Origin of the sequence: Phenylobacterium sp., from assembly GCF_041691455.1 — a bacterium.
Taxonomy (GTDB): domain Bacteria; phylum Pseudomonadota; class Alphaproteobacteria; order Caulobacterales; family Caulobacteraceae; genus Phenylobacterium.
Genome location: NZ_JBEPUO010000003.1, coordinates 293686 through 316533, shown reverse-complemented (window position 1 = coordinate 316533; position 22848 = coordinate 293686). Strand labels below are relative to the sequence as shown.

The following is a 22848-nucleotide window of genomic DNA, read 5'->3' as shown; positions in this document are numbered from 1 at the left end:
CAGGTGTAGTTTTCCTCCCATGAGACGCAACCCGCAGCTCCTGGCCCGCCGCCCGCTCGACGGCCTGGGCGGTCTCACCTGGATCGCCTCCGGCGTTCCGATCGCCGCCACCCTGGCGGTCGTGGTCGCGGTGATGGGCGGGGGCCTGGTGGCCGACCGCTACGATGCGACACGCCGCGCCGCCGATGTCCGGGCCACGCTTGCAGCGAGGGGCCTCGGCCCGGCGCAGGTCTGGCGCGTCTGGCGGCGCGTGGATGGGTGCAGGCAGCCCTATGCGTGGCGGTCGGCTGCGGCCAGCGGCGCGGCGTGCGCGGACGGCTTCTCCCCGTCGGTGGAGGTCTACGCCCCGGGCCGGCGAGCGGGCCGCTCGCTCTGAACGCGACGGCGGACGCGGAAATCGGACGTTGACGCTTGGCGTTCGATGGCCGGCGCGGCTAGCTAGGCCGCATGCGCACACCCGCCCTAGCGATCGCCGCCACCTTCGCCCTCGCCGTCCCCGCTTCTGCGGCCAAGGCGCCCGCCGACCTCGTGATCTGGGGCGGGCCGATCTATACGGCGGTCGACGCCCATCCGAAGGCCGAGGCGGTGGCGGTGACGCACGGGCGGATCGCCTTCGTGGGCGGCAAGGCGGCGGCCCAGGCGTTGGTGGGACCGAAAACCAAGCTCATCGACCTCAAGGGCGCGGCCCTCTTCCCCGGCTTCACCGACAGCCACGCCCACCTGCGCGAGATCGGCGAGCGGGAGCTGACGCTGAATCTCGAGGGCTCCAAGTCCGCGGCCGAGGTTACCCAGCGGCTCAAGGCCTATATCGCCGACCACCACCCGACGGGCCCGATCGTCGGCGGCGGCTGGATCGAGACCGGCTGGCCCGAAGGCCGTTTCCTCGACCGCGCCGACCTGGACGCCGTGGCCCCGACCACGCCGGTCGTGCTGCAACGCGCCGATGGCCACGCGCTGACGGTCAACTCCGCGGCGCTGAAGGCGGCCGGCATCGATGAAACCACGCCGGCGCCGGCCGGCGGCCAGATCCTGAAGGGCGCCGACGGCAAGCTCACCGGCATGCTGGTGGACAACGCCATGGCGCTGGTCCGGCCCCTCCAGGCCGCGCCGACCCGCGAGCAGCGGCTGGCCGCCTACCGCGCCGCCTTCCGGGTCGAGACCGCCTACGGCTGGACCGGCGTCCACTTCATGAGCGTCGACTGGGCGGATGTGGCGCTGCTGGAGCAGATGGACCAGGCGGGCGAGACGCCGCTTCGGGTCTACAACGCCGTCGTCGGCGCGCAGGCCGGGCCGCTGTTCGCCGGCGGGCCGCGGGCCACGCCGGACGGTCGGATCACCACCCGGGCAATCAAGCTCTTCATGGACGGCGCGCTCGGCTCGCGCGGCGCGGTGCTGTTCGCGCCCTATTCCGATGCGCCCGGCCTGACGGGGACCTTCATCACCGATCCCGCGGTCATGCGATCGCTGATGGCCAAGGCGCTGGCCTCCGGAATCCAGGTCTCGACCCACGCCATCGGCGACAAGGGCAATGCCACCGCGCTCGATCTGTACGAGGAGACCTTCAAGGCCAACCCCGCCGCCGGCAAGGCCGCGCGCTGGCGGATCGAGCACGCCCAGATCCTGCGCCCCGCAGACATCCCGCGGTTCGCGGCGGACCACGTCATCGCCTCGATGCAGCCCAGCCATGCGATCGGCGACTTCCACTTCGCTCCGGCGCGCCTGGGCAAGGAAAGGCTGAAGGGGGCCTACGCCTGGCAGAGCCTGCTGCAATCGGGAGCAGTGGTGGTCGGCGGATCGGACGCGCCGGTGGAGCGCGGGGCGCCGCTGATCGAATATTACGCCGCCGTGGCCCGCAAGGACCTCAAGGGCTACTCGGACGCCGACTGGCATCCTGAAGAGAGGCTGAGCCGCGCCCAGGCGCTGAAGCTCTTCACCTCATCGGCCGCCTACGCACGGTTTGCCGAGACGGATCTCGGGACCATCGCGGTGGGCAAGCGCGCCGACCTCAGCGGCTTCTCCGTCGACCTGATGACCGCGCCGGAGGCGGCGATCCCCAAGGGCCACGCCGTGCTTACGGTCGTGGAGGGCCAGGTGGTCTACGAAAACCGCTGAGGTCGCCGCGGGAGATCCTTAGGCGTCGTCGCCGTCGGCGATGTCAGCGATGCCACCGGACATGGGCTCGCCAAAGGCCGTCGTGACGACCTTTCCCTTGTCCTTGTGGTGGTGCTTGGCGCGTTCGATTTCCTGCTTTTCAGCTTCGGTTTCGGGCGTTTTGGGTTCGTCGGCCATTGGAACACTCTCGGCTAAAGGCACGTGGGCGCGCGTTTCCGCGCCCCAAACGGAAGGCCTCACACTATGAGCAACCGCCTTTGGGTTCAACTCGCGGAAGTTACGTGTTCTGCGAAAGCCGGTGCAAAACCGCCTCGGTGATCCGTTCGCAGCGCGCGCCGAGGAAAGGATAGGCGCCGACCATCACGTCGGCGAGCTGGGCGTCGAGCGCCTCGCGCAGCCGTCGGCGGGCGCGGTGCAGGCGGGTCTTCACCGTCTCGACCTTGAGGTTGAGGTGGATCGCGGTCTCCTCGGCGCTCAGTTCCTCGACCTCCCGCAGGATGAACACCAGGCGGAAGGGCTCCGGCAGGGCGTCGACCGCGCGTTCGAGGATGCGGCGGATCTGGCCGCGGGCGGCCTCGGCCTCGGGGTCGTCGCTCCGGGTCATGCCGGGGAAGTTCAGCACCTGGGCGGTCCCCTGGGCGGCTTCCAGTTCGTCGAGATCGACGGTGGTCTTGCGGCGGCGCAGGCGGCCGTGGGCCTCGTTGAGCACGATGCGGGTGAGCCAGGTGCCGATCCCCGCCTCGCCGCGGAAGCCCGAGATGGCCCCGAAGGCCCGGGTGTAGGCCTCCTGCAGCACGTCCTCGGCCTCCGCCTCGTCGCGGACCACGGCGCGGGCGATGCGGAACAGGCGCTGGTTGCAGCGGGTCATGATGGCGCGGAAGGCTTCGCGGTCGCCGGCGCGGGCCTTGGCGACGAGATCGCTCTCGGCGAGGCCGATGTAGTCGACGGCGTGAACGGCGCGCATGGCGGCTCCTTGTCTACACCCCTTGGATGCGCGCGCGGGGCCGAAGTTCCCGGGAACCTTGCGCCGCCGGCTCCATCCAATGGGCGAGCCGCCACGTCAGGCGGAAGAGCACGGGAGAAGACTCACATGTTGAAGGCCATCGGATTCGCCGCCGCCGTCGTCCTCGCCGCCTCCGGCGCCAACGCCCAGGCCGCCCCCTCCAAGTCAGGTGGGCCCAACGACGCCCAGATCGCCCACATCGCCTATACCGCGGGCGGGCTCGACGTCGCGGCGGGCAAGCAGGCGCTCGCCAAGTCGCAGAACAAGGCGGTCCGCGACTTCGCCCAGGAAATGGTCCGCGACCACACCGCGGTGAACGATCAGGCGCTGGCGCTGGTCAAGAAGCTGGGCGTCACCCCGCAGGATAACCCCACCAGCCAGGGCCTCTCCAAGGACGCCGCCGCCAAGCTCGCCAGCTACGCCAAGCTGAGCGGCAAGGCCTTCGACAAAGCCTATGTCGACAACGAGGTCGCCTACCACAAGACGGTCAACGGGGCGCTCTCGACGGTCCTGATCCCCGACGCCCAGAACGGCGAGCTGAAAGGCCTGCTGCAGACCGGGCTGAAGCTGTTCACCGAGCACCAGCTCCACGCCGAACACCTGGCCATGAGCCTGAAGTAGGCGCCCCCAAGGTGAAGACCCCACACCTGTGGTTCGCCGTGCTGGCCGGGGCGGCGCTTGCCGCCGCCCCGGTTGCGGCGCCGGCCGCCAAGCCCGCGCCCAAGGCGGCGATCTACACCGTGACGCTGAAGGACATGAAGTTCGGGCCCTTGCCCGCGACGCTGCACGTGGGCGACACGATCGAATGGGTGAACAGCGACATCTTCCTCCATTCGGCGACAGCCAAGGACAAGGCGTTCGACGTCGAGCTGAAGCCCGGCGCGCACCTGTGGACGACCTTCCACAGGGCGGGGACCTATCCGTTCACCTGCCGCTATCACCCGGGCATGACCGGGACGCTGGTGGTCGCGGACCAGGCCCGCTAAGCCTCCGGCGGCCCCCGACCAGGGCAGACGGGGCGCGGAGGGTTCGGATGGCGGGAGGATGGCTGGTCGGCGTGCTGATGGAGATCCCCGGCGAGCCCGCGCCCCTGCGCCACTACTTCGCCGTCGGCCACGAGGACCAGGGCAAGGCCGAGTGGACCGCCATCGACTGGGCGGGCCGCGCCGGCCGCGTGGCGTCGAGCCCGATCGGCGGCCAGGAGCCGGTGCAGGCGATCCGCGCGCTCTCGCCCGGCAAGATGAAGACCCTGGGCCTGGCGCAGGGCGAGGTCCGCGAACTCGGCTGGCGCCATCCCCGACGCTGGCTGACGGGGTAGCCTGGTTACTTCGCGGGCGCCGCGGGCGTGGCCGGGGGCTTGGGAGCTTGCTCCTCGACCCGGGCGCCGGCCAGGATATTGGGCAGGGAGTAGTTGCCCTCGTGGCAGGCGTATTCGTAGATCGGGCCCTTGGCCGTGCGCATCGGCATCTCGGCGCGCCAGGCCTTGGTGAAGACCTCGGGATCCTCGACCGAGAACTCGTAGAGGATCTGGTCCTTGGCGGTGCGGGTGAAGCGCTCGGTGATCCGGGTCTGCGGCGAGTAGCGGAAGCCGCCGCCCAGCGAATAGACGTGGCCCTTGGGGTTCAGGTTGGTGGTCTCGACGACCAGGGTGTCGCCATCCCACCAGCCGACAGAGTCCCCCAGCCAGGGCTGGATGGCGGCGGGCTGATGGCTGCGATCGTCCATGCGGATGATCCGCACGTCGTGGTTCATCTCCACCTCGATGGTCACGTAGTCGCGCGTCTGCAGGATCTGGTAGTTGCCATTGAAACCGGTGTTCATCATCGGCGGGCCCTCGGGCGAGCCGATCGCGGTCAGGCAGCGTTCCTGGGTGTCGCGGTCCTCCGGGTTGTCGAACACCTCCGGGGCCTTGGCCGCCGCGGCCCGCATCTTCTTCTCCGCCTCGGTGAAGGGCAGCTTGCCGTCGGCCGGCTCGACGATCCAGGAGGTGCGCGGCTGACCGTTGATGCGCGCCAGGCGCAGCTCCATCTCGATGTAGTCGGACTGCGGCGCGTCCTTCACCACCGGGGGCGCCGGCAGCTTCGGATCGACCGGGTCGGGACTGATGATGTCGCCCGCCATCTTCTTGAACATGCTGACCATCATCGCCTCTTCCTTGTCGGTGGCGATCAGGCCTTTGAAGATCGGCGGCCGCTGCAGGAAGGTGAGCGCGGTGTTGGTCCAGAGGCCCTGGAGGTCCGGGGCCCCATAGGCGGTCCGGGGCGCCTTGTAGGGCGCGGCGTGCGAGGCGCCGGCGGCGAGCAGAACCCCCGCCGCGATGATCACCGACGGCAGGCCGGCGAGCCAGACGGCGAGGCGCGGCGAGGAGTCCGAAGTCGGGATTTTCATGTCAGGGCCTCTTGGGCGGATAGGACGGCGACGCCGCGGCCGCGCCGTTTCGGCACACGGATCCGGATCAGCCAGAAGACCATCAGGGCGAGCACGGTGAGCGCCGGCATGAAGATCAGCAGCGGCTGGTGATGGAGGGCCTCGGGCAGCAGGGCGACGACCTTGGGCTGGCCGGCGGCGGAGCCCCAGGCGATGAACAGCGCCAGGCACATACGCCACAGGTGCCGCGCGATGCGCGGAGGGCCGGCGAGACCGCCGCGACGGATCATGCGGAAGTCGGCGGCGGCGGCCAGCAGGGCGATGACGGCGGCGATGTAGCCCAGCTGCGAGGGCTCGCCGTCGAGCAGGCCCTTGGGCATCCGGCCGCCGATCCAGGCGAGCGCCAGGAAGAGCGCGGCGATCCCAAGGGCGGCGAAACCGGCCCAGGTCTCGAAGCGTCCGACCTGGCTCGCCGGGCGCCGCACCACCGCCCAGGCGGTGGCGGTGAGGTAGAAGGTGAAGAGCCCCATGACCGCACTGATCCGGTCCGGCAGGATCGGCGCCACGACCGCGGCGACCGCCGACATGGTCAGCATGGCGACGAAGAACACATGGCCGGAAACGCGATGCAGCCGCTGGCCCTTGGGCGCGATGAGCGCCACCGCGCCGGAGACCATGCCGAGGCTGGCGCCGCCGATGTGCAGGACGAGCGCCGTCCCCGCCACGGCGCGGATCAGCAGCGGCGTATCTGGACTGAGCTGAACGATCATCGGCGTGGACTCTCCTCGGAGTGTCCCCAGGCTAGGTCCGGCGGGCGGGAAGGCCATGACGCCAGGCGCCAAAGACGTGACCGCGGGTTGCACGGAACACCTCCGTGGCCATCAGAGGCCGGCCGCGCGCATCGCGCGCGGGCTGGAGCCGGTCCAGCGCTTGAAGGCGCGCGAGAAGGCGGCCGGCTCGGAGAACCCCACCAGATAGGCCGTCTCGTTAACCGAGACCTTGCGGGCGCCGAGATAGTCGGCCGCCATCCGGTGGCGCAGCTCGTCCAGCACGGTGGCGAAGGTGACGCCCTCGGCCTTCAGCTTGCGGAACAGGGTCTGGCGGCTGATCCCGAGCCTGGCCGCCACGGCGTCCATGCTCGCGTGCCCGGTGTGAAGCACGGGCATCAGCAGGCTTTCGACCCGGCCCCGCACGGACTTCGAGCTCTCCAGGCTCTTCAGCAGTTCGTCCGCGTGCTCGGTCAGGACGCCGAACACGTAGCGCGGCAGCCGCGCCACCGTCGGGTCGGCCAGGGTGTGGTCGAGCAGCAGCCCGTTGCGGTCGCTTTCGAACACCACCGGCGCCTGGAAGATCCGCTCGTATTCGTCGCGATGCGGCGGGGCTGCGTGGGTGACATGGACCGCCTTGACCATCTGCGGCACGCCCATCCGGCGCGGTCCGCAGACCAGCTGGGCGAAGGCGGATTCGGTGAGCTCGGGGAAGTCGTCGGCGCGCCGGCGGTTGTCGACCATCCAGAGCCCGCCCCGGTCGAAGGTCATGCCGAAGCGGTCGCCGCCGCCCTCGTTATCGGTCTCGACGACCAGGCGCACGTAGCGGTTCAGCTGGGCGAAGGCCTCGGCCATGGTCTCGGAAGCCTGGCCGATGAGGCCGATGATCGAGACCTCGGCGATGTCGACCCGCTCGCCGTAGTGGAGCGCGAGCGCGCTGTCGCCGGAGAGCGCCTGGCCGGCCCGCATCAGCGCCACGTACTGGCGAAACGGGATGCGGGCGTCCTGGTCCTGCAGGTCGGCCGCCTTGACGCCAGAGCGCTCCAGGAGGGCCAGACGGCCGGCGCCTTTCGAGACCGCGAACTCAAGCAGGCCGCGCGCGTAGCCGGCGCCGACGGTCGGCTCGGCCATCGCCGCGGCGCCTTCCAGCGCCTTGATCTCGCGCTCATCCCGGCGGGCGGCGGGCGGGGCGGTGGGCCTCAGGTGCAGGACGGTGGCGGTCATGCGGGGCCTCCTTAGGCGGTTCAGATCGGCTCGCGCCGGCGGCGCAGCCAGACGCAGGCGGCGATACAGGCGACGAAGAACACCAGTCCGGCCCAGAGGCCCGGCAGGCTGAGGAACCGGGTCAGGTCGATCTGCTCGGGGCCGTTGATCGGAACCCTGCCCTCCCCGCCGACCGTGAAGGCCTCGGCGAAGCCGCCCCGGAGGCGGTAGAGGAGCAACTGCCAAAGGTACTGGGTGCGGAAGGCCAGGTACTCGAAGAGGCAGAGGCCGAGCGGCGCCCCCAGGCCCCAGAGGATCGGCGTCCGCTTCGCCCAGGCCGAGACCAGCATCAGCCAGCCACAGATCGGCGCGTACCACAGCGACAGCACAACCAGGCCGTAGGGCAGGGTCAGCCAGATCTTCAGCAGGTGCGCGTGGGTCCACAGCACGGAGGGATCGAGGCCGTTCAGCGACAGCACGGCCGTGCCCATGGCCAGCATGACCAGATGGACGGGGATGACCACGACGAAGACCACCAACGGCTGGACGACCAGCGGCACCGCCACCTTCGACAGCACCGTCGTCAGGTCCGAAACCGGCAGCGACTTCCAGAACAGGATGCTGCGGTCGCGGCGTTCGCCGTGCAGGGCGGCCAGGCTGTAGAAGATCGCCACGGCCAGCGCGGCCAGGAAGATCACGCCCGTGACGAAGTCATAGGGGATCGCCAGCGACCCCGCGGCCCTGGCGGCCACCTTGGCAAGCGCGGCGTCGGCCGGAAGGGCGGCGCTGGCCGCCGCCGCGACCTTGGCGGCGCGCACCGCGTGCGGCAGGCCGTGCAGGCTGAACAGGAAGCCGAGCAACCCAAGCCCCGCGACGGTCAGGGGCGCGAGATAGACCGAGCGGTTCTCCCACAGCTCGCGGCGCACCGACCAGTAGAACGGCCGGGTCTTCGCCAGGGCGGCCGGCGGCGCGGCGTCGGGGGCGAGCGGATCGGACGTGGCGTCGGAGGCCGGGCTCATGCGGCCGCTCCCTGCGGCTGGACGGCCTCGGCGCCCATCATGGCGACGAAGAGGTCGGCGAGGCTCGGCGTGCGCACTTCGCCCAGGGCGGCCAGCTTTTCGTGGGCCACCCCGTCGAAGAGCATGATGCCCCGGCCGAACAGCTGGCGCTCCTGGATCGGCTTCAGCGCGCGGGCCGCGGCGAGATGCTCCGGGCCCACCAGCACTTCGAGATAGCGGGCCTCGAAGTCCTCCATGCTGCAGTCGAGCACGATCTTGCCGCGGTCGATGAACGCCACGTCGGTGAGGATGTGCTGGATCTCCTCCACCTGGTGGGTCGAGATCACGATGGTGCGGCTGCGGTCGAAATAGTCGTTGAGCAGGCTGTCGTAGAACGCCTTGCGGTAGAGCAGGTCGAGGCCGAGCGTCGGCTCGTCCAGCACCAGCAGCTTGGCGTCGATCGCCATGATCAGGGCCAGGTGCAGCTGGGCGACCATGCCCTTCGAGAGCTCGCGGACCCGGCTCGCGCGCTTGATCGTGGTCTTGGCGAGGAAGCCCTCGGCCTTGGCGCGGTCGAACCGCGGATGGACGCCGGCGACATAGTCCAGCGCCTCGCTGACCTTCAGCCATCGCGGCAGCACGGCGACGTCGGCGATGAAACAGACGTCAGCCATGAGCCGGTCGCGCTCGGTCCAGGGATTGCGGCCCAGCACCTTGAGCTCGCCGTCATATTGGGTGAGGCCGAGGATCGCCTGCAGCGCGGTGCTCTTGCCCGCGCCGTTCGGGCCGATCAGCCCCAGGATGCGGCCCTCGTCGACGGTGAGGTCGAGGCCGGCGAGCGCGACGGTCTTGCCATAGGTTTTGCGCAGGCCGCGGGCTTCTATGCAGGTCACGCGCTCAGCCCTCCCCGCGCTTGGCCGACGTCGGCCGGTTGCCGTTGGCGGCGCCCAGCAGTCGTTCGGCCAGGCCCAGCCGCTGAATGGTCGCGTGGATCTCCGGCCATTGCTCGGCGAGGAACTTTTCGCGCTCGCCCTTCAGCAGCAGGTCCCGCGCGCCGGTGTTGATGTACATGCCGCGGCCCCGCTTCTTCTCGACGAGCGCCTCGCCCTCGAGCTGCTGATAGGCCTTCAGGACGGTGAGCGGATTGACCCGGCTCTCGGTCGCGACAGTGCGCACCGACGGCAACGGATCGCCTTCCTTGAGCAGGCCGTCGAGGATCATCGCGACGACCCGGTCCCGAATCTGGCGGTAGATCGGCTGATTGTCGTTCCACTCTGGGTCCATCGTCCGTTCCGGATAGCCTCGACCTCTTGGCGATGAGGCATGGTCACCCCGCCCTTTTCACTGCCGATCAGCGGCTTCGCGCTGCACCGGTGTTATACATAACTACAACACCGATTTTGATGCAAGGGGTTTTGACGACGGTCGCGCGGCGGTGATCCGCGCCGGTCTCGCAGCAGCAGGTGCGACCGCTGAGGGAGGGCTAGGCTAGCGCGTCCACTGCGCCAGCCAGTCGGCGAGCGCCTGGGGGGTCATGTTGCGGGCGTCTTCCAGGGCCGAGACGTGGCCGCCGTCGAGCAGCTTGTCGGTCTTGGGATCGACGACCAGCAGGGCCGGCACGCCCTCCAGCCGCTCGGTGATGCCGTAGCGGGCGGGAATCTGCAGGTTCTTGTCGAACCGCCCGACGTCGACCAGCACGAGCTGGTAGTGGCGATCGACGAAGGCCTTCAGTTCCGGCCGGTCCATGGTCGCCGAAAGGATCCGGCAGTCGCCGCACCAGTTGCCCCCGAGATCGATCAGCAGGAGCTTGCCCGAGGCCTTGGCGCGGGCCCTGGCCCTGGCCACCTGGCGGTTGGCGTTGGCGGCCTCGTCATAGGGGTAGGGCAAGGGCGTCTTCAGCTCGGCGAAGCTCTCGATGCCGATCTTCGGCGGCGGGGCGGGCGCGGCGGCGGCCGGAACGGCCAGGGCCAGAGCGAGGAACGCGGCGGCGGCTTGACGGATCATACGGGGTTCCAGGTCGGCGACTGGCCCTAGATGGTCAGCCCGCGGCGCGGATGTCCCGCGAGAATTCCAAGTCGCCCTGTCCGGAAATCTTCACGCGCGAACCCGGCTCCCGGCCTGCCCACGGCGATCTGGCTCGAACGCGCCAGGTCGCCTTCCGACGATTGCGCCGTGCCCCGCCGCCGCCCGCGGTCTAGGATGACCGAGAATTCGGACTGGTCACCAGGTCCGGCGTCTTTCGAAGGACCTTGGCAGCCATGCCTGAAGCGGCCCTCGCCGCCTCCGCGAAGCGCTATTGGCCAAAGCTCGCCACCACCCTGGCGGAGGGCTACGGTCCCGCCGACCTGCGCCACGACGCCATCGCGGGCCTGACCGTCGCCATCGTCGCCCTGCCGCTCTCCATGGCCATCGCGATCGCCTCCGGCGTCTCGCCCGAGCGCGGCCTTTACACCGCCATCGTCGGCGGCTTCCTGGTCTCGGCGCTCGGCGGCAGTCGCTTCCAGGTCGGCGGCCCGGCCGGCGCCTTCATCGTGCTCGTGGCGGCCACTGTCGCGAAGTTTGGGATCGACGGGCTGATCCTCACGGTCTTCCTCTCCGGCCTGATGCTGGCCTTGTTGGGGCTCCTGCGCCTGGGCAGCCTGATCCGGCACATTCCGCATGCCGTCACCGTCGGATTCACCGCCGGCATCGCCGTGACCATCCTGGCGAGCCAGATGAAGGACCTGTTCGGCCTGACGCTGCCGGGCGTCGAACCCGGGCCGGTGATCCCCAAGCTCGCCGCCCTCGCCCACGCCTGGCCCAGCGCCAGCCTGCCGGCCTTCGCCCTGGCCCTGGCGGTGATCGCCATCACAGTGGGCGTGCGACGGGCCAGGCCTCTGTGGCCGGCCATGCTGATCGCGGTGTCCGCCGCATCGATCGCCGCAGCCGTCCTGCACCTGCCGCTGGAGACCATCGGCACGCGGTTCGGCGGCATACCGCACGGCCTCCCGTTGCCGCATCTGCCCACGGTCACGCTGCAGAAGGTGGTCGCGGTGCTCCCGGCCGCACTCTCCTTCACCCTGTTGGGCGGCATCGAGTCCCTGCTCTCCGCCGTGGTCGCCGACGGCATGAGCGGCCGCCGCCACCGCTCGAACATGGAGCTGACCGCGCAAGGCGTCGCCAACATGGCCTCGGCCCTGTTCGGCGGCATCAGCGTCACCGGCACCATCGCGCGGACCGCAACCAACGTCCGGGCCGGCGCGCGCAGCCCCGTCGCGGGCATGCTGCATTCGGTGTTCCTGCTGGCCTTCATGATCGTGGCTGCGCCGTTGGCGAGCTATGTGCCGGTCTCGGCGCTGGCCGGCGTTCTGGTGCTGGTCGCCTGGAACATGGCCGAGAAGCCGGCCATCGCGCGGCTGCTGCGCGACTGGCGCGGCGCGGCCGTCCTGCTGACCACCTTCGGCCTCACGGTGGCGCGCGATCTGACGACTGGAATCGGCTGCGGCTGCGCGCTGGCGGCGGTCTTGTGGGGCCTCCAACTCTGGCGAGCGAAACGGGGCGCCTCGCGTGAGGCGTGAGTGCAATTGAAGCCGCCGCCTACCGGGGTTAGGTTACGCGCCGGTTCAGATCCAACGCTTGGGGGCAAGCATGCGCATCCTCTCCTCCGCGGCCGTCGCCATCGGGCTCGCCGCGCTCCTGTCGGCGCAGCCGGCTTTCGCCCAATACGGCGCGGACAAGAAGGGGCCGAAGAACGCGGCGACCCCCGAGATGCCGCACTGCGACCACGTCCTGGGCCGCGCGGCGATCAAGGAGCCGGAGAACAAGTGGTGGACCCAGTACGGCCTGGGCAGCCCCGAGACGCTGATCAAGCTGTTCGCCTCGCGCTCCGGCTGCCTGCGGATCGTCGACCGTAACGGCGGACTGGCGATGCGTAACGAGGAGGCCTCGCTGGGGGCCAGCGGCGACCTGCGCCGCGGCTCCAACATCGGCAAGGGCCAGGTGGCCGGGGCCGACTTCTTCATCATCCCCGACCTGGCCAATTCGAACTCCAACTCGGGCGGCAACAACATCGGCGCGGTGGCCGGCGCCTTCGGCCGGCGGCTGGGCGGCTTCGGCGCGCTCGCCGGCAGCATCTCGACCAAGAAGTCCGAGGCCCAGGCGCTGGTCACGCTGGTCGATGCGCGGACCACCGAGCAGCTCTACGTGGCCGAAGGCGTCTCGCAGAAGACCGACATCTCGTTCGGCGCGGGCGGCGGCGGCGGCGGCTGGAGCGGTTTCGCCGCGGCGGCCGGCGGCGGCTACTCCAACACCGACCAGGGCAAGGTGATCTCGGCGGCCTATTTCAACGCCTTCGTCGACCTGATCGGCTACCTGCAGCACAGCGCGCCCACCGGCGAACAGGCGAGCCAGGCGGCCGGCGTCCAGGGCTACTCCGTCAAGCAGACGGTGGTGATGCGCAAGACCCCGTCGCCGAGCGCCTCGCAAGTGCGTAGCTTCAATCCCGGAGACATGGTCTATCCCACCGGCCAGAAGAACGGCATCTGGTGGGAAGTCGACGACGAGAACGGCAATCGCGGCTGGGTCTCGTCGACCATGATCAGCACGCACAACTAGCGCAGCGCGGCGCGCGGCCGCGCGGTTCGGCATCCGCCGCGACCCGTCCGGGGGGACATTCATGGGGAACGAAACGCGCCAGGGCGAGGCGGCTCCGGCCCGGCTCTGGGAGGCGATCGAGACGCGGCGCATCGGCCTGCTCGGCATGCCTAGGTCGGGCCTGCACGCCCAGCCGATGATCGCCCGCGTCGAGCGCCGGCGGAAGCAGCTGTGGTTCATCGCCCGCAGCGACACCGACCTCGTGCGCAGCATCGGCGAGGCCGGCGCCTGCATGTTCGTGGTGCAGGACGCCGATTTCCTGGCCTCGGTCTCCGGCGCGCTCAGCGTCGTCCACGACCCCAAGCGCCTGGCCCGCTACTGGACGGCCGAGGTCGCCGCCTGGGTGGCCGGCGGCCTGGACGATCCGCGCCTGGTGCTGCTGCGCATGGATTGCGTCGATGCCGAGGTCTGGATCGCCGAACTCGGGATGACCAAGTTCACCTGGGAGAGCGCCTGGACCGGCGGCCTGCGCAAGATCATCCAGGCCGACGGCTGGCCGGACGTCACCTTCCACTAGCACCGATCTTCACACCGAATAGAACGTCGCGTCGCCTGTCGTCACGGGTGGACGCCGATGGCTGCGAACAGGAGGGTCAATCGACCCGCCCAGATGTCGTAGGTCGACTATCGACATCGGTAGAAGCGGCAGAACCCGCGTAATTCCCATGGGCTGTCGCAGTCTTTTCTACCTATTCTCATTTCTCTTGCCGGAAGTGTCGAGTACTCGACAGTTTTTGGGCGCCAGCGTCGATAACTTGAAACCTAAGCCGTACGGCGACGTTTCGATTCCCCGATGCAAAGGCCCTTCCCCACGGTGCAAAACCGACTGCTCGACGCGTTGTCTGACGAAGACCTGGGGCTGTTCGCGTCGCAACTCACGTTGATCGACCTGGAACGGGGCCGCTTGCTCTACGACCCGGGCGACCGGATCGACACGGTCTACTTCCCTCATGATGGCGTCATCTCGCTGATGACCCTGATGGAGAACGGCGCGGCCATCGAGAGCGCCACCATCGGCCGCGAGGGCGCGCTGGGGCTGATGGCCGCGGTGGCGCCGCGCCAGTCGCTGTCGCGGGCCATCGTCCAGACGCCGACGCGCGCGGCGCGGATCAGCGCGGCCCATCTGCATGAAGCCTGGGAGAAGAGCCCGCGCATCCGCGACCTAGTCGACCGCCACACCGAGGCCCTGTTCGGCCACGCCATCCAATCGGTGGCCTGCAACGCGCTGCATTCGGTGGAGGCGCGGTTCTGCCGCTGGCTGCTGACCTGCCACGACCGTATCTCGACCAACACCGTGGCGCTCACCCAGGAGTTCCTGGCCGACATGCTGGGCGTTCAGCGCACCACCGTGACGGCGGTGGCCAGGGCGCTGCAGGCCAAGGGCGCGATCCGCTATCGCCGCGGCGTGGTCGACATCATCGACCGCGCGGTGCTCGAGCAGCTCGCCTGCGAGTGCTACGGCGTGATCCGCCGGACCTACGAGAGGCTGCTGCCGGAGGAGTAGCTTCCCCCGCCGCGGGGGAGGCGTTATCGCCCTTGCGCAGGATCAAAATTCCCCGTTTCTTGGCGCACAGCGCAGGATTGAACCTGCCATCCCCGCTCCGCGCATCACGAGAGACGCCGATGACCCCCGTTCGCCGAAACATCCTGCTTGCCGCCGCCGCCGTGGCCGCGCTTGGCGTCAGCCCGGCGATGGGCGCGCCGAAGGCTCCGAAGGCCGCCGCCGCGCCGGCCGCCGAGGCGCCGGTGCCCGCCGCCGACCTGGCCTCGCCGAAATACGGGACCTGGGGCTTCGACACCTCGGGCATGGACACCTCGGTCAAGCCCGGCGACGACTTCTTCGGCTACGCCAACGGCAAGTGGGCGGCGCGCACCCAGATCCCGTCCGACCTGACCCGGTTCGGCAACTTCGATAAGCTCTCGGTGCTCTCCGAGGCCCGGGTCCACGCCATCGCCATGGACGCCGCGGCCGGCAAGCTCACCGACCCGGACGGCGGCAAGATCGGCGCGGCCTACGCCTCCTTCATGAACGAGGCCCTGGCCGACAGGCTGGGCGCCAAGCCCATCGCGCCTGAGCTGGTGCAGATCCGCGCGGTCAAGACCAAGGACGCCTTCACCACCCTGATGGGCAAAGCCAACACCACCGGCTTCACCACCATCCTGCCGGTGGGCGTGACCATCGACGCCAAGAGCCCTCAGAAGTACGCCGTGCTGGCGGCGACCGGTGGCCTGGGCCTGCCCGACCGGGACTACTACCTGCAGGCCTCGTTCGCGGCGAAGAAGGCCAAGTACGAGGCCTATGTGCAGCAGATCCTGACGCTGGCCGGCTGGGAGAAGCCCGCCGAGAACGCCAAGGCGATCGTCGAGTTCGAGACCAAGCTGGCGGAAGCCTCCTGGACCCGGGTCGAGCGGCGCGACCGCGACAAGACCTACAATCCCGCCAGCCCGGCCGAGCTCAACGCCATGACGCCAGGCATCGACTGGAACCGCTACCTGGCCGCCTCCGACCTGCCGGGCGTGCAGCGTGTGGTGGTGACCACCAACACCGCCTTCCCGAAATTCGCCAAGATCTACGCCGACACCCCGCTCGAGACGCTGAAGGCCTGGCAGGCCTTCCACGTGGCCGACAGCGCCGCTCCCCTGCTCTCCAGGCCCTTCGTCCAGGCCAACTTCGAGTTCCGCAGCAAGGAGCTGGCCGGCCAGCCGGAGGAGCGGCCGCGCTGGAAGCGCGCCGTGGCCTTCACCGACCGCACGATCGGCGAGTCCGTGGGCCGGGTCTATGTCGCCCGCTACTTCCCGCCGGAGTCCAAAGCCAAGATGGACGCCCTGGTCGGCGACATCCACACCGCGCTCCAGGCCCGGATCGAGAAGCTGCCCTGGATGGGCGACGACACCAAGGCCAAGGCGCTGGAGAAGCTCTCCAAGTTCACGGTCAAGATCGGCTACACCGCCAAGTGGCGGGACTATTCCAAGCTCGTGCTGAAGCGCGACGACCTCTACGGCAACGCCCAGCGGGCCGGCGTCTTCGAGTGGCACAGGCAGGTGGCGCGCCTGAACGGCCCGGTCGACAAGTCCGAGTGGGGCATGACGCCCCAGACGGTGAACGCCTACTACAACTCCGTGAACAACGAGGTGGTGTTCCCGGCCGCGATCCTGGCCGCGCCGTTCTTCGACCCCAACGCCGACCCGGCCATCAACTACGGCGGCATCGGCGGGGTGATCGGCCACGAGATCAGCCACGGCTTCGACGACCAGGGCCGCAAGTCGAACGGCGACGGCGTGCTGACCGACTGGTGGAGCGCCGCGGACGCCACCAAGTTCAAGGCCCAGACCGACCGGCTGGACGGCCAGTATTCGGCCTTCTCGCCGCTGCCGAACGAGCATGTGATCGGCCAGCTGACCATGGGCGAGAACATCGGCGACATGGGCGGTCTGTCGCTGGCCCTCGACGCCTACCACACCTCGCTGCACGGCAAGCCCGCGCCGGTGATCGACGGCCTGACCGGCGACCAGCGGGTGTTCCTGGGCTGGGCGCAGGTGTGGCGCGAGAAGATCCGCGACGAGACCCTGCGCCAGCGGCTGCACACCGATCCGCACTCGCCGGCGCTCTACCGGGTGAACGGCACGATCCGCAACATCGAAGGCTGGTACCAGGCGTTCGACGTCCAGCCGGGCGAGAAGCTCTACGTGCCGCCGGAACAGCGCGTCAGGATCTGGTAGGCGCGGGCTAAATCCCCTCGGCGTAGCCGACGAAGGACTGCGGCTGGGCCGGGTTGTGCGGCGCGCGGTGGCGGTTGGTCACCATGCGCTCGTGCAGCAGCTTGATCCGCGCGCTGCCGGCCTTCTGGAAGGCGAAGGGGAAGATGGCGTGCAGCAGGCAGGCCACGCCGCCCACGAACATGGTCGTGGCGAACCAGGAGGCGGAGTGCATGTGCTCCAGGTAGGTCTCGCCGACCGTCTCGGGATGGTCGGTGAAGGCGCGCAGCATGACGAAAAGTCCCCTCGAAGCAGCTTGCGGCCATGATGGTGAAGGCCTGGGGAAAATCATTGTCGCGTTCGGGCCGCGAGATCGGATGTGGAGAATCCAATTCTATCGATCAGCCATGATCGAGAATTGAATCCCACAACTGTAGATTATTACTTAGCTATTAAGGCGTTCTACGGCCTCGGCGAGAATCGGCTTCTGTCCCTTGTGGACCTTCCAGAGCGCGGTCTTGGCGTCGAAATAGGCGGCGCGATCGACCTCCGGAAAGCGCGCGCGGCGACCGGAACCTTGCGGCCACTCGATCTCGACGTCGTTGCTCCGGACCTCGCTCACCTCGAGATCGGCTTCGACCAGCCAGGCCAGGATCAGCTTGCCGCCCGGCGTCGGGCAGGGCGAGAGCGCGACAGGCTCGCCCGCGATCGGCTGGCCGAGCTCCTCGGCGAACTCCCGCTGGGCGGCCGCCCAGCCGTCCTCGCCCTCGTCCACGAGGCCCTTGGGGATCGACCAGCCGGCCTCGTCCTTCTTCGCCCAGTAGGGGCCGCCCGGATGGACCAGCAGGAATTCCGGACCGCCCGCCCGCCGCCGCCAGGCCAGGACGCCGGCGCTGACCGCGCGCGCCATGGGCTTCAGCCGCCCGGCGCGACGGCGAGCGCGCGCGGGCTGTCGGCTGTGGGCCCCGGCGGCCGCGGCTTCAGGCCGATCATCTGGCGGCGCGCGTCATAGAGCACCGAATAGGCCAGATAGGGCGCGACGCCGGCATAGATCACCACGCCATAAACCCGGCTCTCGCGCCGAAAGGCCAGCCGCGTGCCCTGGTCGCGCAGGCCGGTGGTCAGGGCCGCGCGGGCGGCGAGGCCGCCGCCGGCGTCGAAGAGGTCGAGCGCCGCGGTCGTACCGTCCGGCCAGGGCTCGCCCTCGAAGCGGCCGTTGGCGACCTGCAGGCCGCGCCCGCCGGTGTCCAGCAGCACTACGCCGCAGGCCCGGGCGCGGGTCTCGGTATTGCTGAGGCAGCCCGGCACCGCGTCATGCAGGCCGCCGCCCCGCTCATGGGCGTAGGGGGCGGCCAGCGGGACCATGACATAGCCGTCGGTCTCGGCGTCCGCGGGGTTAAGGATCAGCCGGCCGTCGCCCTCGCCCGGCCGCGGCAGATCGACGATCCAGCGCCGCACGCCGAGCGACCTCAGCGGGTTGCCGACCCGGCCGGGCGCCATGTCGATGCCGACGATGGCCTTGAAGCCCTCGCCCGGCAGGCCGTCGCTGGCGATGCCGTACCGGTCGATCGTGGTGCGCGAGGCCGGACAGCGCGGCAGGTGGGCGAAGCAGCCGATGGTCCGGATCATGTGGATGGGCGCGGTCCCCGAGGCTTCGCCCAGGGCGATCGTCGCCTCGGCCACCACGCCCTCGTACTTCGAGCCGGAGGCGTAGCCGTAGGTCTCGGGCTCGGCGCTGACGACAGCGTCGGCGGGCCCCAGGGCGCCCGGCAGGATGCGCAGGCCGGTGGAGCCGGTATCGAGGCTGGCCAGGAGCTCGGTGCGGCCGACCCTGATCGGCACGGCGTAGCGCAGGGCCCCGTTGCTGAGCGCCGTCTGGCGGATCGGGAGCTCGGTGCGCGCGGGCGGCGCGGCGGCCGCCGGCAGGGCCGCGGCGAGCGCGATCAGGAGGGCGAGAAGGCGGACCATGGCGGCATCTGACACCGCCCTGCCGCCCTCGGCAAATCGCCGCCCGCCAGGCGCCGGTTGGTCAGTGGGTGAGGGTCATCTCGCCGTTGCGCGGCAGGCCGTAGGCGCGAAGCGCGGCCGGCAGGCGCAGCGCCATGCGGGCGGCCTCGCGCATGGAGTCGAATGGCGTGGCGTCATGCGGGTCCAGCGTCCAGTCGCTGGCGCCGCCCTCGTTGAGGCGCAGATAGGTCGCCGGCGCGCCGGGACGAAGCTCGGAGCGCGACACCAGCGCCTGCATGGGTTGGGTGGGGTTCAGCTCGCCGGCCATCGGTCTTGCTCCTGTTGTTAACCAAGACCTATTCCCCGCGGCGCGGCGCGGCCACTTCGGTTGGTTACCTACGGACTTGTACGGAGGCGGCCGGCAGGGTCGCCGGAGTTCGGCGGAATCGAGTCGAGCCGGCGCCCGGTCTGGTCTATCGAAAAGTCCCGCCAGAACAGGAGCCCGCCGCCATGCCCGCCGACCCCATCCTCCCGATCGATGGCGAAACCGTGCTGGTTTCGGAGACCGGCAATGGCCGCCTGCAGATGCTGGCGCGCACCGGCGCCGCGGAGTTCCTGATCGACGAGCCGGCCTCGGTCGGCGGGCTGGGCTCGGGCCCCAACCCCTACGACCTCCTGAGCGCGGCGCTGGGCGCCTGCACGACCATGACCCTTCGGCTCTACGCCGAGCGTAAGGGCTGGCCGCTGACCAAGGTCGAGGTCAGCGTCCTGCACCACCGCGCCTCGCTGGAGGCCCGCGACCGCTTCGACCGGACGATCAGCCTGGAGGGCCCTCTCGACGAGGCGCAGAAGGCCCAGCTCCTGCAGATCGCCGAGCGCTGCCCCGTCCACCGCACGCTCGACCGCGGCGCGGACGTCAGGACCGCCCTCAATCCCGCCGCCAAGGACGCCGAGCCCTCGCTGGCGACCCCGTCCGAACACATGCGTGACATGGAGGAGGCCTGCGCCGACTGATCTGGGGAAACTGGAGCGGGCGGAGGGATTCGAACCCTCGACACCTAGCTTGGGAAGCTAGTGCTCTACCCCTGAGCTACGCCCGCGTTCCTTGGAGGCGCCATCCCTTAGCCGGTCTCTCGCGGCCCCTCAAGCGGCGCGAGACCGTCCGGGGCGCCTCCGGTCGCGGTCCGCTAGGGATTGTTGAGGACGCCCACCCGGTTGTGCTCGGCGTCGTAAATCTCGCCGGTCTTGGCGTTGCCGTCCGGGCCGAAGGTGAACTCGCCGCGCACGTTGCCGTCCGCGTCCTTGACCCAGGCGTGATCGATGTAGGATCCGTCCGGGCCGCTGGCGAAGGAGTTGTTGATCCACATCCGCTCGCCCTTCACCGCCGCCTTCATCGTCATGTAGGCCCGGTAGGCGGGGGTGTAGCCGCTGCCGGTGACATGGCCTTCGCCATCGACGGTGACGGTGTAGATCGGCAGCGGGAAATCCTTGCGGAAGTAGTCCAGCTTCGCGTCGGTCGGCAGGCCGTCCTCGTCGAGGCTTCCGGAGTGCTCGACCGTGTCGGCGCCCCCGGCGGGGCCGGCGCCCTTGGCGATCTCGTCGATCCGCTTGTCGTAGGCCTCCCGCTTCGGCGCGGTCTCGGCGAAGCGCCGGTCCTGGGCCGCATCGGACTTCGCGCGCCGAGCCTCGGTTTCCGCGTCGGTCTCGAACGGCTCCTCCTTTTCCCGCGTCGCGGTCCTGGGCATCTCGGCCGGCGGCGCGGCGGCGGTCTTCGGAGGTTCGGCGGGCTTCGGCGCGGTCTTGGGCAGGCCGGGGACCTTGCGCCGCGTCGCCTGCTCGTCGCCGGTCCGGTAGTCGATCGGAGCGACTTCGGTCTCCTGGACCGGGACGTCGGAGAAACTCCCCTTCACAGCGCCATCGCAGAGGCAGGCGGGCGGCCGCTCGACGACGAAGCCGGTGGGCGTCTCGCGCAGCATCAAGGCGAACGGCGCGGTCGTGACGGGGTTCTGGCCCGGCCGGGTCACATGGATCACCAGGCCCAGCGGGCCCGCCGCCAGCTTGGCCCTGGGGGCGTCGTAGGTCAGCGCGATGCGCCGCGCGCCGTGCGAAGCGTTGGAGAAGCCCAGCCGCTTCCACAGGCCGTCGGGGGCCGCGGCCGTCGAGATCGTCCCGGGGATATGGAACTCGCCCGAGCGGCTCCAGCCGCCGCTTTCACGGCTGACGACCTGGTCGTTCACATAGGTCGTGCGGGTCCAGGAAACGGTGAGCTTCCACTCGCCCCACAGCTCGCAGATGCCGAGATCGCGCGGCGCCTGCCGCGCGCCGTCGCCGTCCTGCAGCCAGGCGGCCTGGAAGGTGCCGTCGTCGGGCGACTTGGCGACGTCGGCGAAGACCACGACCTTGTCGCCGCTGCGCTTGGCGCCGACCTTCAGCGAGACCCCCGTCGCAGGATCGTCGAAGACCGTCATCTCCTTGTCGGCGATACGGCAGACCGAAAGCTTCGGCCCGTCCGACCCGCCGCCCCCGCCGCCGCCTCCCCCGCCGCCCAGCAGGCCGCCGACGAGGCCCACCGCCGTGGAGACCGCCTTGTCCCGGGCCCGGGCGCCGGAGCCCACCTTGGCGTTGGCGCCGACCTCGATCGGCCTGCGGTCCAGGCAATGGCAGGGCCGCGCGCCGTCCGAAGGCGGCGGGGCCTCAGCGACCGGCGGCGAGGGACGATCGACGGGCGGCGGGGGGCGAGGGGCCGCAGCGGTGACCGGGCAGGCCGCGCCCAGCGGCTGATGCAGGGCGGCCTGGAATTCGGCCTGCAGGTCCGCGGCCCGGGCCTGGGTCTCGCGGGCGACGGCGCCGTAGGCGTCGATCTCCTGCTTGATCGCCACCACCTGGGCCACCGGCGCGCCGGCGCGGTTGGCCTCGGCGAACTCCGCGTTGAGCTCGGTCAGATAGGCGTTGGCCGCCCCGACATTGGCGTTGGCCCGGGCAAGCTCGGGCAGCATCGCCCCGTTCAGGAACCCATTGCGCGCGAACTCGTCGCAGAAGGCGGGGATCGCGGGCAGGCCCGCCGGCGGGAACGGCGGCCGGTGCGGCGACCAGGGCAGCGAGCCGTGGCCATCGCCGGGCTTGGGACCCTCGGGCCGGGGCGGGGTTCCAGGACTGGCGGGCTTCGGCGGTTCCGGTTTCAGGGGTCCGGGTTTCGGCGACTCGGGCTTCGGGGCGTCCGGCGCGGGCGCGCTGGGGCCCGGGGGCGGGGTGACGGCCTTCTTCGGACAGTCGACGGGTTCCTGCTTGCGGGCGCGTTCGATCTCCCGCCGCACGTCGCCAACGGCCTGGTCCTGTTCCTTCACCACCCCCTCGTAGGCGTCGCGGGCGATCGTCAGCTGCGGGAGCGCCTTGCCGAACAGGGAGCCGGGCTTCTTGGCGGCCTCGATCAACGCGTCGAGCTCGGCCAGATAGTCCTCGGCCTTGGCCTGGTTCAGGGCGGCGGCCTTCTCCTCCTCCTGCAACTCCTTGAGGTAGGCTTCCAATTCCGCCTGGGTGCAGGGGGCCTTGCGGGCGCCGCCGGGAAGCTTCTCCAAGGGCGGGGCCGGCGGGACGATCCGCCTCGGATCGCGGCAATCGATGATCTTGCGGGCCTTGGCGCGCGCCAGGGCGCGTTCGAACTGCGCCACCGTCGCGGCCGCCTGGAAACGCGCGCCCTGGGAATCCCGAAACCGGTTGGCCTGCATGTCGGCGTCCGCGGCGGACCCCAGGCGGCGCAGCGCGTAGAGATGAGCCCACTCCAGCGCGCTCCAGTCGTTGACCTTCTTCAGGTCCTCGCGGGCGAGCGCCAGACCCTCCTCGATCGCCAGGATCGCGGATTGCTTGTCCTCTTCGGTGCAATAGACCTCGATCGGATCGAGTCGCGGGTTCTCGAGCTTGGGCTTCTGGGCCGGCTCGATCTTCAGCTTTTCCCCGGAGGCGGCCGGCTTTTCCTGCGCCAGCGCCGGGGCGGCGACCGCTGCGATCAGGCAGAGCCCCAGTATGGCGGCAAGGATCCGAAACCAGCGACGAGCCATTGGCGGCGCTCCGGCGTCGGGGCGAAGCTTAACCGTTAGCGCGGACTTGTCACCCAACGTTGGTATTT

At 70.1% G+C, this 22848-nt stretch carries 25 protein-coding genes and 1 tRNA gene; 11 read left to right on the top strand and 15 right to left on the bottom strand.

Annotated features, from left to right (window positions below):
* Positions 1 to 19 precede the first annotated feature (19 nt).
* Both ACESMY_RS08055 and ACESMY_RS08050 read left to right on the top strand, forming a co-directional pair.
* Positions 20 to 376, top strand: a complete 357-nt coding sequence (locus tag ACESMY_RS08055) for a hypothetical protein (protein WP_372784016.1) — start codon at positions 20 to 22, stop codon at positions 374 to 376.
* A gap of 71 nt (positions 377 to 447) precedes the next feature.
* Positions 448 to 2112, top strand: a complete 1665-nt coding sequence (locus ACESMY_RS08050) for an amidohydrolase (RefSeq protein WP_372784014.1) — start codon at positions 448 to 450, stop codon at positions 2110 to 2112.
* A gap of 18 nt (positions 2113 to 2130) precedes the next feature.
* Here ACESMY_RS08050 and ACESMY_RS08045 read toward each other — a convergent pair whose 3' ends face one another.
* Positions 2131 to 2289, bottom strand: coding sequence for a hypothetical protein (locus ACESMY_RS08045; RefSeq protein ID WP_372784012.1), 159 nt, complete (start codon positions 2287 to 2289; stop codon positions 2131 to 2133).
* 100 nt (positions 2290 to 2389) lie between these two features.
* Positions 2390 to 3076, bottom strand: a complete 687-nt coding sequence (locus tag ACESMY_RS08040; RefSeq protein ID WP_372784010.1) for an RNA polymerase sigma factor — start codon at positions 3074 to 3076, stop codon at positions 2390 to 2392.
* 126 nt (positions 3077 to 3202) lie between these two features.
* Between ACESMY_RS08040 and ACESMY_RS08035 the strand changes: the two genes are divergently transcribed.
* From ACESMY_RS08035 to ACESMY_RS08025, 3 genes are read left to right on the top strand one after another with little or no spacing between them, the layout of a single operon-like run.
* Positions 3203 to 3736 (top strand): DUF4142 domain-containing protein, encoded by a 534-nt coding sequence (locus tag ACESMY_RS08035; RefSeq protein WP_372784008.1) that lies wholly within the window; start codon positions 3203 to 3205, stop codon positions 3734 to 3736.
* Positions 3737 to 3747: 11 nt separating this feature from the next.
* The gene (locus tag ACESMY_RS08030; RefSeq protein ID WP_372784006.1) at positions 3748 to 4101 is read left to right on the top strand and encodes a cupredoxin domain-containing protein; all 354 of its coding nucleotides are present in this window, start codon (positions 3748 to 3750) and stop codon (positions 4099 to 4101) included.
* A gap of 47 nt (positions 4102 to 4148) precedes the next feature.
* Positions 4149 to 4433 carry a hypothetical protein gene (locus tag ACESMY_RS08025; protein WP_372784004.1) on the top strand — a complete coding sequence of 95 codons (285 nt, stop codon included), beginning with the start codon at positions 4149 to 4151 and terminating at the stop codon, positions 4431 to 4433.
* Between the two features lie 5 nt (positions 4434 to 4438).
* Here the strand turns inward: ACESMY_RS08025 and ACESMY_RS08020 are convergent, their stop codons facing one another.
* The 7 genes from ACESMY_RS08020 to ACESMY_RS07990 form a co-directional block, all read right to left on the bottom strand.
* Complete coding sequence (locus ACESMY_RS08020; RefSeq protein WP_372784002.1) at positions 4439 to 5503, bottom strand: hypothetical protein; 1065 nt, start codon at positions 5501 to 5503, stop codon at positions 4439 to 4441.
* The gene (locus ACESMY_RS08015) at positions 5500 to 6252 is read right to left on the bottom strand and encodes a hypothetical protein (RefSeq protein WP_372784000.1); all 753 of its coding nucleotides are present in this window, start codon (positions 6250 to 6252) and stop codon (positions 5500 to 5502) included. Before ACESMY_RS08015 ends, ACESMY_RS08020 begins: the two co-directional genes overlap by 4 nt.
* Positions 6253 to 6363: 111 nt before the next feature.
* Positions 6364 to 7473 carry an AraC family transcriptional regulator gene (locus ACESMY_RS08010; protein ID WP_372783998.1) on the bottom strand — a complete coding sequence of 370 codons (1110 nt, stop codon included), beginning with the start codon at positions 7471 to 7473 and terminating at the stop codon, positions 6364 to 6366.
* A 20-nt stretch (positions 7474 to 7493) separates the two neighbouring features.
* The gene (locus ACESMY_RS08005; protein ID WP_372783996.1) at positions 7494 to 8471 is read right to left on the bottom strand and encodes a hypothetical protein; all 978 of its coding nucleotides are present in this window, start codon (positions 8469 to 8471) and stop codon (positions 7494 to 7496) included.
* Complete coding sequence (locus ACESMY_RS08000) at positions 8468 to 9343, bottom strand: ABC transporter ATP-binding protein (RefSeq protein ID WP_372783994.1); 876 nt, start codon at positions 9341 to 9343, stop codon at positions 8468 to 8470. The genes ACESMY_RS08005 and ACESMY_RS08000 overlap by 4 nt, the downstream gene beginning before the upstream one ends.
* Before the next feature lie 4 nt (positions 9344 to 9347).
* On the bottom strand, positions 9348 to 9734 hold the full coding sequence (locus tag ACESMY_RS07995) for a GntR family transcriptional regulator (protein WP_372783992.1): 387 nt from the start codon (positions 9732 to 9734) through the stop codon (positions 9348 to 9350).
* Between the two features lie 204 nt (positions 9735 to 9938).
* Entirely contained in the window at positions 9939 to 10454 is a 516-nt protein-coding gene (locus tag ACESMY_RS07990; protein ID WP_372783990.1) for a thioredoxin family protein, read from the bottom strand.
* 254 nt (positions 10455 to 10708) lie between these two features.
* On the opposite strand from ACESMY_RS07990, the gene ACESMY_RS07985 reads away from it, so the two are divergent.
* The 5 genes from ACESMY_RS07985 (at position 10709) to ACESMY_RS07965 (ending at position 16802) form a co-directional block, all read left to right on the top strand.
* Positions 10709 to 12007 carry a SulP family inorganic anion transporter gene (locus ACESMY_RS07985; RefSeq protein WP_372783988.1) on the top strand — a complete coding sequence of 433 codons (1299 nt, stop codon included), beginning with the start codon at positions 10709 to 10711 and terminating at the stop codon, positions 12005 to 12007.
* Between the two features lie 70 nt (positions 12008 to 12077).
* The gene (locus ACESMY_RS07980) at positions 12078 to 13043 is read left to right on the top strand and encodes a CsgG/HfaB family protein (RefSeq protein ID WP_372783986.1); all 966 of its coding nucleotides are present in this window, start codon (positions 12078 to 12080) and stop codon (positions 13041 to 13043) included.
* Positions 13044 to 13104: 61 nt separating this feature from the next.
* On the top strand, positions 13105 to 13599 hold the full coding sequence (locus ACESMY_RS07975) for a pyridoxamine 5'-phosphate oxidase family protein (protein WP_372783984.1): 495 nt from the start codon (positions 13105 to 13107) through the stop codon (positions 13597 to 13599).
* Positions 13600 to 13875: 276 nt separating this feature from the next.
* Positions 13876 to 14586 carry a Crp/Fnr family transcriptional regulator gene (locus ACESMY_RS07970; protein WP_372783982.1) on the top strand — a complete coding sequence of 237 codons (711 nt, stop codon included), beginning with the start codon at positions 13876 to 13878 and terminating at the stop codon, positions 14584 to 14586.
* Positions 14587 to 14705: 119 nt separating this feature from the next.
* A complete protein-coding gene (locus ACESMY_RS07965) occupies positions 14706 to 16802 on the top strand; it encodes a M13 family metallopeptidase (RefSeq protein WP_372783980.1) in 2097 nt (698 codons plus the stop codon).
* Positions 16803 to 16809: 7 nt separating this feature from the next.
* On the opposite strand, the gene ACESMY_RS07960 is transcribed toward ACESMY_RS07965, so the two are convergent.
* The 4 genes from ACESMY_RS07960 to ACESMY_RS07945 all read right to left on the bottom strand — a co-directional run bounded on the left by ACESMY_RS07960 (position 16810) and on the right by ACESMY_RS07945 (position 19053).
* On the bottom strand, positions 16810 to 17070 hold the full coding sequence (locus tag ACESMY_RS07960; protein WP_372783978.1) for a DUF6356 family protein: 261 nt from the start codon (positions 17068 to 17070) through the stop codon (positions 16810 to 16812).
* A 153-nt stretch (positions 17071 to 17223) separates the two neighbouring features.
* A complete protein-coding gene (locus ACESMY_RS07955; protein ID WP_372783976.1) occupies positions 17224 to 17688 on the bottom strand; it encodes an NUDIX domain-containing protein in 465 nt (154 codons plus the stop codon).
* Positions 17689 to 17693: 5 nt separating this feature from the next.
* Positions 17694 to 18746, bottom strand: a complete 1053-nt coding sequence (locus tag ACESMY_RS07950) for a hypothetical protein (protein WP_372783974.1) — start codon at positions 18744 to 18746, stop codon at positions 17694 to 17696.
* 61 nt (positions 18747 to 18807) lie between these two features.
* Positions 18808 to 19053 carry a hypothetical protein gene (locus ACESMY_RS07945; protein ID WP_372783972.1) on the bottom strand — a complete coding sequence of 82 codons (246 nt, stop codon included), beginning with the start codon at positions 19051 to 19053 and terminating at the stop codon, positions 18808 to 18810.
* A gap of 182 nt (positions 19054 to 19235) precedes the next feature.
* On the opposite strand from ACESMY_RS07945, the gene ACESMY_RS07940 reads away from it, so the two are divergent.
* Positions 19236 to 19739 carry an OsmC family protein gene (locus ACESMY_RS07940; protein WP_372783970.1) on the top strand — a complete coding sequence of 168 codons (504 nt, stop codon included), beginning with the start codon at positions 19236 to 19238 and terminating at the stop codon, positions 19737 to 19739.
* A gap of 11 nt (positions 19740 to 19750) precedes the next feature.
* Here ACESMY_RS07940 and ACESMY_RS07935 read toward each other — a convergent pair.
* Together ACESMY_RS07935 and ACESMY_RS07930 are read right to left on the bottom strand one after the other, a co-directional pair.
* Positions 19751 to 19825, bottom strand: a tRNA-Gly gene (locus ACESMY_RS07935).
* Positions 19826 to 19912: 87 nt separating this feature from the next.
* On the bottom strand, positions 19913 to 22780 hold the full coding sequence (locus tag ACESMY_RS07930) for a hypothetical protein (RefSeq protein ID WP_372783968.1): 2868 nt from the start codon (positions 22778 to 22780) through the stop codon (positions 19913 to 19915).
* Positions 22781 to 22848 lie beyond the last annotated feature (68 nt).